The sequence below is a fragment of the Bradyrhizobium rifense genome (assembly GCF_008123425.1).
Lineage (GTDB): Bacteria > Pseudomonadota > Alphaproteobacteria > Rhizobiales > Xanthobacteraceae > Bradyrhizobium > Bradyrhizobium rifense.
In genome coordinates, this window is record NZ_VSSS01000080.1 from 53,154 (window position 1) to 63,808 (window position 10,655).

9 protein-coding genes and 1 pseudogene are annotated in these 10,655 nt (G+C 62.2%); all 10 read left to right on the forward strand.

Annotated elements, in window-relative coordinates:
- The first annotated feature begins 83 nt into the window (after positions 1–83).
- The 10 genes and pseudogenes from FXB40_RS42160 to FXB40_RS42200 all read left to right on the forward strand — a co-directional run bounded on the left by FXB40_RS42160 (position 84) and on the right by FXB40_RS42200 (position 10,489).
- Positions 84–266, forward strand: coding sequence for a hypothetical protein (locus FXB40_RS42160; protein WP_148778152.1), 183 nt, complete (start codon positions 84–86; stop codon positions 264–266).
- Positions 267–766: 500 nt separating this feature from the next.
- On the forward strand, positions 767–1,723 hold the full coding sequence (locus tag FXB40_RS42165) for an ArdC family protein (protein ID WP_148778153.1): 957 nt from the start codon (positions 767–769) through the stop codon (positions 1,721–1,723).
- 107 nt (positions 1,724–1,830) lie between these two features.
- Positions 1,831–2,190 (forward strand): annotated as a pseudogene (locus FXB40_RS42170) (ParB/Srx family N-terminal domain-containing protein); the annotation flags it as partial.
- A gap of 450 nt (positions 2,191–2,640) precedes the next feature.
- Positions 2,641–3,723: a tyrosine-type recombinase/integrase gene (locus FXB40_RS42175; protein WP_246208292.1), complete on the forward strand. Its 1,083-nt coding sequence runs from the start codon at positions 2,641–2,643 to the stop codon at positions 3,721–3,723.
- A 43-nt stretch (positions 3,724–3,766) separates the two neighbouring features.
- On the forward strand, positions 3,767–5,524 hold the full coding sequence (locus FXB40_RS42180; protein WP_246208293.1) for a hypothetical protein: 1,758 nt from the start codon (positions 3,767–3,769) through the stop codon (positions 5,522–5,524).
- Between the two features lie 3 nt (positions 5,525–5,527).
- Positions 5,528–5,845 (forward strand): hypothetical protein, encoded by a 318-nt coding sequence (locus FXB40_RS48815; RefSeq protein ID WP_210352235.1) that lies wholly within the window; start codon positions 5,528–5,530, stop codon positions 5,843–5,845.
- Entirely contained in the window at positions 5,846–7,396 is a 1,551-nt protein-coding gene (locus tag FXB40_RS42185) for a site-specific integrase (RefSeq protein ID WP_210352236.1), read from the forward strand.
- The gene (locus FXB40_RS42190; protein WP_148778157.1) at positions 7,393–7,875 is read left to right on the forward strand and encodes a hypothetical protein; all 483 of its coding nucleotides are present in this window, start codon (positions 7,393–7,395) and stop codon (positions 7,873–7,875) included. Before FXB40_RS42185 ends, FXB40_RS42190 begins: the two co-directional genes overlap by 4 nt.
- A gap of 87 nt (positions 7,876–7,962) precedes the next feature.
- Positions 7,963–8,613, forward strand: a complete 651-nt coding sequence (locus tag FXB40_RS42195; protein WP_187437511.1) for an IS1096 element passenger TnpR family protein — start codon at positions 7,963–7,965, stop codon at positions 8,611–8,613.
- 151 nt (positions 8,614–8,764) lie between these two features.
- Positions 8,765–10,489 carry a ParB/RepB/Spo0J family partition protein gene (locus tag FXB40_RS42200; protein WP_148778159.1) on the forward strand — a complete coding sequence of 575 codons (1,725 nt, stop codon included), beginning with the start codon at positions 8,765–8,767 and terminating at the stop codon, positions 10,487–10,489.
- Positions 10,490–10,655 lie beyond the last annotated feature (166 nt).

The window sequence follows — 10,655 nt, forward strand, 5'->3', positions numbered from 1 at the left end:
CTTGGCGCCGGTGGCTCTGGCGCGGTTTGGGCGACTCACGCTACCCATCATTCCCAATCACCTCACTGCAGAATGGGAATGAAATGGTTGCTGCCACCCGTGAATTGCCGGCCTCTGGTTATGCGCTTGAAGTCGACGGCCGGCTCAAAGCCGAATTTACAACCAGAGACGGCGCGAGGGCAGGTGGCGAAGAACTAAAGAGGCGCTTTCCCATGCTTCAGATCAGGATCTATGACGCGCAGACGAATGCGCGCGAGGAAATCTAAGGTTCTCCGACTCAAGCTTTGGGGGAGGAGTTCTTCCGCTTGCGCGCGTGCGGCTTTCGCCGCACCGGGCTCTCGTTGAACCGAGCCGCTTTGCGTCTCGGCCGTGCGGCGTCGATCCCTCGCGCAGGGGATGCGGAGCTCCTCGCCGGGGGCACTCGGAAAAGGGGCTCGCCTGCGGCGATCGCTATCACTGCCCCGTTCCCGGGTGCCCTCTTAACCGGTCTCGTCGCTGCACTCGGACCCGCGTGCCCCTTCGGGTCGCTATGCTCACGCTCTCCGGGTGCCATTTCCCTTGAGGCGATGCGCCCCCGGCGCAGCCTGGTCGGGCCTGCGGCCCTAGGTAGCTCAACGCAATTCCATGAACACCCGATGGAAGGCGGGCTGCGTCGCAGATTTCGCATTCTCTCAGGTCAAGGCGAGAGTCAGAGTGTCGCGCGGTTTTGCCGTGACGGGTTACAGGCTGCGAGAGAGGCTCGCGGCGCCCGTCGCGGAGATCCGCGATGTCCAGACATCATCCTCGGGCGCGCACCGGTGAGGACCGGGCAAACCTTTATGACGACATCACCAGCAAGATCATCGCCGAACTGGAGGCTGGCCGCGTGCCGTGGGTGCAGCCTTGGGGTACCGCGGCGGCGCAGGCGTCTTTGGCCATGCCGAAAAGCGCCGCGTCCGGCCGCCAATACAGCGGCATAAACATTTTAATTCTCTGGGGGGCCGCCACGGAACGCGGATTCACCGGTCAGAGCTGGCTCACATTCCGCCAAGCGCTGTCGCTCGGTGGTCATGTCCGCAAGGGCGAGCGCGGCACGACCGTCGTTTACGCCGACCGCTTTGTGCCGGTCGACGAAAAGCGCCGCGCGCACGAGACCGGCGAGGAGGCACAAGCTGTTCCATTTTTGAAGCGCTTCACCGTTTTCAACCTCGATCAATGCGACGGGCTGGCTTCGGACATCGTAACCGCTGCGCCACCACCGCCACCCGGCATGATCGAGCCGACGGTCGATGCTCTGATCAAGGCGACCGGCATCGATTTCCGCATCGGCGGCAACCGCGCCTTCTATGCGCCGACGGAAGATTATGTGCAGGTGCCGCCGCCGCAAGCCTATTTCGAACCGATCAATTGGCATCGAACGGCCCTGCACGAATTGGCCCATGCGAGCGGCCATCCGTCACGTCTCAACCGCGACTTGTCAGGCAGCTTTGGTACCAGGAAGTATGCCTTTGAGGAGTTGGTTGCGGAAATCGCGTCTGCGTTCGGTTGCGCGTCACTCGGTATCGTGCCGACGGTGCGGCACGCCGACTATATCGGCTCCTGGCTGGAGGTGCTGCGAGAGGATAATCGTGCAATTATCCGGGCCGCATCCCAGGCCAGCAAGGTCGCGGACTATCTCCTAGGATTCTTACCCGAACCCGCTGTCGACATGATGGCGGAGGGAGCGGAGCAGGAAGCGGCGTGAGGTTCTCCTCCGTCACCGCGAGCACAAGAGTAAGAGGGCAGGGGCGTTTCCGCGACGGGTTGGAGGTCGAGAGAGAGGCTCCCGACCGCCCGTCGTGGAGAATCGATATGACGAAGGCTGTCCAAAAGATCACGCTGTCCCCCTCGCGTGATATTCCGTTCAACAAACTGGTCCTCAGCCAGTCCAACGTCCGGCATGTGAAGGCGGGCGTTTCCATCGAGCAGCTCGCCGAAAGCATCGCGCAGCGTACGCTCCTGCAAAGTCTCAACGTGCGGGCGGTTGTGGACGCCGAAGGCAATGAGACCGGCATGTTCGAGGTGCCGGCCGGCGGCCGCCGCTATCGCGCGCTCGAGCTTCTCGTCAAGCAGAAGCGGATGGCAAAGACGCAGGCAGTTCCTTGTGTCGTGCGCGAAGGGGGCATCGCTGAAGACGACTCCCTTGCAGAGAATGACGAGCGGATGGGGCTTTTAGGTTCTGTGTTCGAACTGTCCTGTTAGAGTCGTTTGGCTGTCATCGTGATGGTTCATATCCGTGGGGCATTTCGAGGAGGGCACACAGACGTCCGAGTCAAGCGTTCCCGCAGCGTAGCGAGGACAACGCTTGACGCGGCGGCGACACCACAAACTAGTCAAATGGTTGCAGGCGAAGTCCTGCAACCCTGCCACGTGGCGAGCGGGAGAGCGCGAGGGGAACCCCTCGCATCCTAAACAAAAGAGTGCGCCGCAGGCGCTCCGCTTAATAAAAGCCGGTTCGGGAAGCTGTCTTCTTTGTTGCCGTACAGGGAGTTGCGCCGAGCTCGGCGTCTTTTGCCGTTTCGGACGGCGAGGACCAAAGAGGACAGTATGGCGCGGATCATCAAGGCGGCGATGGGCTATGCCGCAATCCCGGCAGGCTTTCCGATTCTGGTGGCGGAGCGGATGGCGATCATCGAGCCGGCGTTTGCCTGGCTGATGGAGTTGGCGACCATACCGGGCCGCAGCCATGCGGCTGAAACGATACGGACCTACTGCGAGCACCTGCATGATTGGTTCGACAGTCTGGAGCAATCTGGTCTCGACTGGCGCGCGGTGAGCGAGGCGGAGATTGCGGCCTGGCGCAATCGCATGCTGTCGCAGCCGAGCCCACATACGAAGCGGCCATACGCGCGGTCGACGGTGAATGATCGGGTTCGCACGGTCTGCCGGTTTTATGTCTGGGCGCAGGGACGCGGCTGGATCGAGGCCTTGCCGTTCCACTTTGTCGACGTGCGGGTGGGCCCTGGCCGCCGACAATCGTTCCTTGCGCATGTCAACGCGCGCCCCGGTGTCGTGGCGGCGAACATCCTGACTGTTGCCGAGCATGAGCGCTTGCCGCGACCGTTGCGGGTCGATCAGTTGCGCCGGGTCTTCGCCCAGTTGGAGATGCCCTACCGCCTGATGGCGGAATGGGCGCTCGCAACGGGATTACGGCGCAAGGAGCTTTGCGGCTTAGCCGTCTTCCAGGTCCCGGAGACAGCACATCTTGATGACGAGGATCGTCCGCTGGTCGGCGTGCCCTTGACGATCACCAAGGGCGACAAGCCTCGCACGATCTACCCACCGATCGGCCTGGTCGATCGCGCGCAACGCTATATCGACGAAGTGCGCACGCCGCAGGTCCGGGCATTGCGTCGCCAACGGTCGGATTATCGGCCACCATCGGCGCTCTTCCTCAATCTGCAGGGGAATGCGGTCAGCAAGAAACGATTGACGGCGGTGTTTGCGGAAGCTTTCCGAGCCGCCGGCGTGGCGGGTTCGCTGCATTGGTTGCGCCATACCTTTGCGATGACCATGCTGGTGCGATTGCAGCGACAGGCATCAATCACGCCTGACCTCAATCCGCTGAAGATCGTCCAGGTCCTGCTCGGGCACAGTTCGATCCAGAGCACGGCGATCTACCTGCGCTGCGTCGAGCTCAATGCCCGGGTACTCGCCGACAGCATCGACTATCTCTATGGCGAGTTGATCCCCGATGGTCGGTAAGCGTGAGCGTATCGACCGGCGTCTATCGGCTGCGTCACCGATCGTGCTGGACCAGCTGGTCGATACCGTCGCCGTCTTTCGTGACGGTTGGGGCGAGGTCGCAAGGCGCTACGATCTCGGCAAGCTTGGTTTGCCGACAGACATTGCGATGCTTCTGGCAGACGCCTTCCGCAATCATCATGCCGCATCGAGCTCCGACACGCTGCGTCATTGCTGGATGGCGCTGCGCGTCTTCGCGCGCTTTGCGGTGGAGGACAGGCATGTTCTTTCTGCAGGGGATCTGACCACCGCAATGGTCGGGCGCTATGTCGGCTGGCTGGATCAACAGATCGCGGGACAGACGAACAAGCCCTGGTCGAAGGGGTCGCGGGCGAATGTGCTGATGCAGCTGCGTCAGATGATCGACTGGACCAAGCGTCGGCATCCATCCCGGTTGCCCGCGCGTATCGACTTCCCCTGGCGGTCCTGGCCGAACCGCCATGCCGATCCCCGCACGCGCCTCGGCGGAGACGACCTCAAAGCCATCCTTCGGGCCTGTTACGAGGAGATCGACGAGGCTTGGGAGCGCTTCGAAACGGGGCGAAGGATCCTCGCCACGAGCGGACCGGTTGATGGTGTCGATCCCGAACTTTGCGACCTGATCCGGGCGCTCGCCGGGGTGAATGACGGGGTCCTGCCTTCGCGCACTCTCGCGATCCGGAGCCAGGTCAACATATCGGCAGTCGCACGTCATGGGGGGCTGCGTCATCTCGGAGGCTATCTTCACCTGACCGGAGAAACGGTCGTTGCCTTCTTCATTGCCCTTGCGATCCAGACCGCAGGCAATCCGGACGCGCTGCGGTTGATCACACGCGATTGCCAGGTGGCGCATCCACTCGATGAGCATCGCGTCATCATCGAGTGGGCCAAGCCCCGGGCCGGACGGATGATCAAGCGCGCGCAAAGACGATCCTTCGATCGCCGTCGCCGGTATGCCGCGCCGAACCTGATCGACAGGCTGTTGGCGATGACGGCGCCACTTGTATCTCGAGGCAGCCGACAGGATCGAAACCGTTTATTCCTGGTGAAGAGCGAGAAGAAGGATACAGTCGCGCTCATTCCCGAGGCGACATTGTCGCATGCCCTGAAACCGTTCGTCAGCCGTTCGAACGTTCGGATCGCCATCTGGAATAAGGCGGCACCCGAACGGGCACGGCCTTTGCTGCCGGATTTTGCCGCCGTGCTGCTGCGAGGCAGCGTCGCCACCGAATATTACAAGGCGTCCGGCGGCGATATCGTCGTGACACAGGACGTGCTCAATCACGCTCGCGTCGACACGACCGAACTTTACATCAAGGGGCCGCAGACGCGCCGTGTGCAGCGCGAGGCCATCGCCAGATTGCAGGACCTGATGCTCGGCTGGATTATCGGTACGGAGATCGACGCTGGGGATCATACGGCGCGAGAGCGGATTGCCCTGGGCGCCAACGCGATAGCCCCGTTCAGCCATGATTGTCTCAATCCGATTGCGGGGACGGCATCCGGTTCGACGGCTGGCAGGGTCTGCCGGCACTTCGGCGGATGTCTGCGCTGCCCTGGACTGGTCATCCCGATCGACGCGGAACACATGGCGCGCATTCTTCAGGCGAAGAGCGAACTGGAGCGTGCGCGTGAACGCCTCGATCCGCGCCGCTTCGAGCTTCTGTACGCATCGAGCTTGCGCATTCTGGTCGACGACATCCTGCCGGACTTCCCGCAATCCCTGCGCGCGAAGGCCGAAAGTCGAATGATGACGCTGCCAACACTTCCGGCGCTGGAGTGAACGATGGCGACTTCCACGGCATTCGCTCTTCCCGCCGCGACACGTTCGCCGCCTCGGATCTCGACACGCTCGCTGTGGTCGGATCAGATCTGGCATCTCGACGGGCATCGCCCTGGCAGCAACCGAAGTGACTTCTCGCTCGACTGGGGCTTTATCCTTGCTGATGACAGCCGGTTCAGCGATCCGCAATGGACAGATTGGCGAGAGGCGGCAAAGCTGTTCCTGTGGAGCCTGAAGCTGGACCCGCCGCCCGGCCGTCGCAATGTCCATGAGGCAACCATCGTCTCCGTCTTCAAGGATTTGCGGATACTGATCCGCTAGATGGCAGCGCAAGGATATCGGCGCTTCGTCGATCTCGGTCGCGACGCTTGCGAGCGGTTCTTAGCATCGATGGCGACGCGCCCGGGCAAAGAGACGGATAAGCCCCTGAAGTCCGGGACGTTGCAAAAATACGCCAACCTGCTGACACGTCTTTACCTGCAGGGGGCGAAGTTGCCGGACGTGGCGATCGCTGATCCGTTCCCGGGCATTGGGAAGCCTGTGCTCCATCACGATCGCGGTTGGCTGCCCTATACGCCCGATGAAATCGCCGTCCCGCTGGTCGCGGCGGCGTTGCGACTGATCGGAGCCCCGGCTGACGATGTCATCGTGTTGCAGACGCTGGCGCAGACCGTTTATGACGATGCGCTTGCGCAGGGGATCAGCCAGACGAAGGCTGGCTTCATCGTGACCGACGCGATCGCCGCGTTCACATTCTCGACGTTACCCAGCGAGGACGCGCCATGGCATGCCGCACCTGTCAGCAGCACCAAGCAAGTGCGGTATCTTATCGATCGTATCTACGACGCCTGCTTCGTCGTCATTGCCTATCTGATCGGCGCTCGGGTCTCGGAGATTATCGGGCTTCAAGTCGGCTGCATCGAACAGCATCCCTCAGGTGATGGCAGCGAACGCTTCGCCTATCTCGTCGGCCGGATCTACAAGACAGCACGCGGCGCTGACGGCGAGGCCCATCGCTGGGTCGCGCCGCCGCCGGTCGAACGCGCCATCCTGGTCATGGAACGGCTGTCGGCCCGCTTGCGCGCCCAAAGCGGGCGGCCCGATCTCTTTCTGGCGATGGCCAGCAACGGCCTTATTGGTCCCGCGGCCCGGATTAATTTGCCCGTCGTCTCCACGATCATATCGCGGTTGAACAACCAGTTCGCGCCGTTCATCGCTCTGCCGCATCATCAGGGTGAGCCCTGGCATCTGAACACGCATCAGGGCCGAAAGACCTTCGCCCGCTTCGTCGGCAAGCGCGACCGGACCGGCCTGCATGCGCTTCAGGCGCACTTCGGTCATGTCACCCGTGCGATGACCGATCGCGGTTATGTTGGGACCGACTTCGCTCTCGACGACCTTATCGATCGCCATGCTCAGGAGGAAACGCGCGCCGCCCTCGAAGAGGTGCTGACGGCGACAGCGCTTGGCGGCAAGAGCGGGCGGATGATTGCCGCTCGCTCGCAGTTCCGGGGACGCACGCGTGACGGCGATGCCCAGGCCTACGTTCGCTTCCTGATGGAAGAGACTGATCTCCGCCTCGGGGTCTGCGACTGGGGCTATTGCGTCTATCGCGTCGAAACGGCGGCCTGCTTCGGCGATGAAAAAGGGCCGAACCCCGTGCTGAGGACTGAAAGCACGTGTCTCACCTGCGCCAACTTTGCCGTTACGGCCAAGCAACCGACCGGTCTGGCAGGCGCGCCGCGATCGCAATGCCGATCTTCTCGCTCATCCTGGCCTCGACCCGGTCAGTCGCGAGCTTGCCGAGACACGGATTGCCGAATGCGACCGCATCCTCGGCGATCTCGATCATGGAAAGGATGCACGCGATGACGCGTAAAACCGGCAAAATGCTAGCGCTGACGCCGCACGAAAAACGGCTGCGCAACACGGACCGCAAGCTGCGGGAGGCTCTGGAGCGCCTGGTGAAGGGACTGCCCACACACCCCGACCTACAAAAGCGGTCCTACCGTCTGACCGTTGCCACGCTCGCACGTGAGGCGCGTGTCGGCCGCAACGCGATCTACACCAATCATCGTTCGATGATCGACGAGTTGCGTCGCGCCAGCGATCGCAGGATCGTCCCCGAGAAGCTGGCGGCCTGGGAAGACAAACTCGCCCAGCAGCGCGCTCTGATCCAGGTCTTGCAGATCGAGGAGCGGCGTATGGTGACGGAAAATGCCGTCCTGCTGAAGCGCATCCTCGAAGCCGAAACGGAGGTTGAGCGGCAGAAGCGTCACAATGCCCGCCTGATCACTGAGCGCGATCGCGCCATGAAGCCGGTGGCCCTCCCGCGTGGGCCAAAATCCTGACGTCGTTTACGATTGCCGGTTCGTGTCGCTGCGCTCGTCGAAGGACAATTGTCGCCCCATCCATTGCCTGCGACAATCATGCGCGGCATGATCTGCGGCATGCTTGACCCCTTCGATCCAGATAGCTTCATTGTGCGCGCCGAGGTTCATATCCTTGGCATCGAGCCCAAGATCAGCCGCACTCTCGAATTGCCAATCACTCTCAACCTCGCCCAACTCCACGAGGTGCTGCAGGCCGCCTTTGGCTGGACCGACAGCCATTTGCATCACTTCAATATTGGCGGTCTTATCTATGGAGCCCCGGAGTTCGATGAGGACGGTCTGTCCGACAGCCGGACCTTCGAGGCAACCGAGGTCAGGATGATCGACCTTCACTTTCCCTACGATGCCGAGGAAAACCCTCTCACGATCCTCTACGAATACGACTTTGGCGATAATTGGCGTCATCTGCTGCGCTTGGAGCGCGTCGCACGCGAGGAGAGCGCCAAATATCCTCGCTGTATCGCCGCCGCACGCTCAGGACCTCCCGAAGACGCTGGTGGGCCTTCCGGCTATGCCAACTTCCTCGAGGCCTGGCTCGCCCCCGACCATGAAGAACACAAAGCCATGCATCGATGGGCTGGCGGCAAGTTCCACCCGGAGTCCTGCAATCTCGACGACATCAACAAGGCTATCGCCAAAGCACTACGCTTATCAAAGGGCGACTATCGCTTCCGTCGAGAAAGCCATCGTGATTGACGCCAAACGGCAACGCTTCAGCGCCAAAGATACACCCAAAATCCAAGGCGTAACCAGAAAGGTAAAAGAATCAACGCCATACAGCTAACAGGACAGTTGACGCATAACCTAAGCGCTCCATCCGCTCGATCAGTTCCGGGCATTCCAGACCTTGAGTGGCGCCGGATTATCCGACGAGGATATCGCTGCCCGGCACTTCGTGACACCGGCTGTCGTGAAGCAACGACTCCGGCTGGCGTCCGTTTCGCCAAAGCTGCACGACGTCTACGCCGAAGACGGCATGGCTCTCGAGCAACTCATGGCCTTCTCTGTGACAGCCGACCACGCGCGCCAGGAGCAGGTCTGGGAGAACGTCAGCCGGTCGGGCTATGACGAGCCCTATCAGATCCGGCGAATGCTCACGGAAAATACCGTGCGCGCGTCCGATCGCCGCGTTCAGTTCATTGGGCTGGATGCTTACGAGCAGGCTGGTGGCGGCGTTTTGCGGGATCTGTTCGAGCACGATGATGGCGGCTGGCTGCAGGACGTTGCTTTGCTTGATCGTCTCGTGACAGAAAAGCTCAAGGCCGAGGCCGAGACGATCGCTGCGCAGGGCTGGAAGTGGATTTCGCTCGCCGTCGAATTCCCCTACGGCCACACCGGGGGCCTTCGCGAAATCGAGGGCAAATCTATTGATCTCTCCCCAGAGGAGCAGGCCACCATCGACGCCCTCAGCGCCGAGCAGGCCAAGCTTGAATCCGACTATCAGGATGCCGACGAGCTGCCCGATGAGGTCGATCAGCGTCTCGGCGAAATCGAGGCGGCACTGATCGCGTTCGAAAACCGGCCGATGATTTACGATCCGGCCGAGATCGCCCGCGCTGGCGTCTTCGTCAGCATCGATTCCGAGGGGCGCCTCTCGGTGGATCGGGGTTACGTCCGGCCGGAGGACGATTTGTCGGCAGACGATCCTGAGGTCGGACATGCCGATGACACCCAGTCGATCGAGGGGAAGGCGGCTGGTACTTCCGTCCAGCGCTCGGTCATCGCGGTGGCTGGCGGCGCTACTGATTCCGAAGAAGATGATGAGGACGGAACAAAACCTCTGCCGGATCGCCTCATCACCGAGCTGACGGCGCATCGCACGCTGGCGTTGCGGGATGCGCTGGCACAAGATCCTCCGATCGCGTTCCAGGCGGTGCTGCATAACTTCGTGCTGACGGCCTTTTACCGCTTTGCATCGTCCGGAAGCTGCCTTGAGATCGGGCTTCGCACGCCGACCTTTCCGGCTCAAGCGCCTGGCTTGAGGGAAAGCGCGTCCGCGAAGGCCGTCGAGGCGCGGCATGAATCCTGGAAGGCACGGTTGCCGAACAGTGAGAGCGATCTTTGGGACGCGCTCACGGCCCTTGATGGCGCCGCGCAGGCGTCCCTGTTCGCTCACTGTGCATCATTCGCGGTCAACGCCGTCCATGAGCCGGCCAACCGCTATAATCAGGGCCGCGTCTCCGCCCACGGCGTTCGCACCCGACTGGACCAGGCCGAAGTCCTGGCACGTGCCGTCGGCCTCGACATGGTTCGAGCGGGCTGGAAGCCCTCCGTCGACAACTATCTCGGCCGGGTCACCAAGCCTCGCATTCTGGAGGCAGTGCGGGAAGCCAAGGGCGAGTCGTCTGCGCAGTTGATCGACCACCTGAAGGAGGCGGACATGGCCAAGGAGGCTGAGCGTCTGCTCGATGGTTCGGGCTGGTTGCCGGAGCCGCTGCGTCTCGTCGATCCCAATGCGGCGTCAGGGGAGCAGGAGAGTGAAGCAGGCCCGCTGCCCGAATTCCTCGCCGACGATGAGGATCGGGAGAACGCCGGCGAAGATGATCCGCAACAGCTCGACGCAGCTGAGTGACATCGTAGAAGGGACGGCTCCGGCCGTCCGGCAATTGCTTGGGGACTGGTGTGCCGCACCGGTCCCCATTCTTATGGGCGAGGAATGAGAGGGAGAGCCGGGCCGGGAAGGGTTTGAGCCGTCGGGTCTTAAGGAGAGCGCCGGATGGTTCGACCCGTTTCCTGCT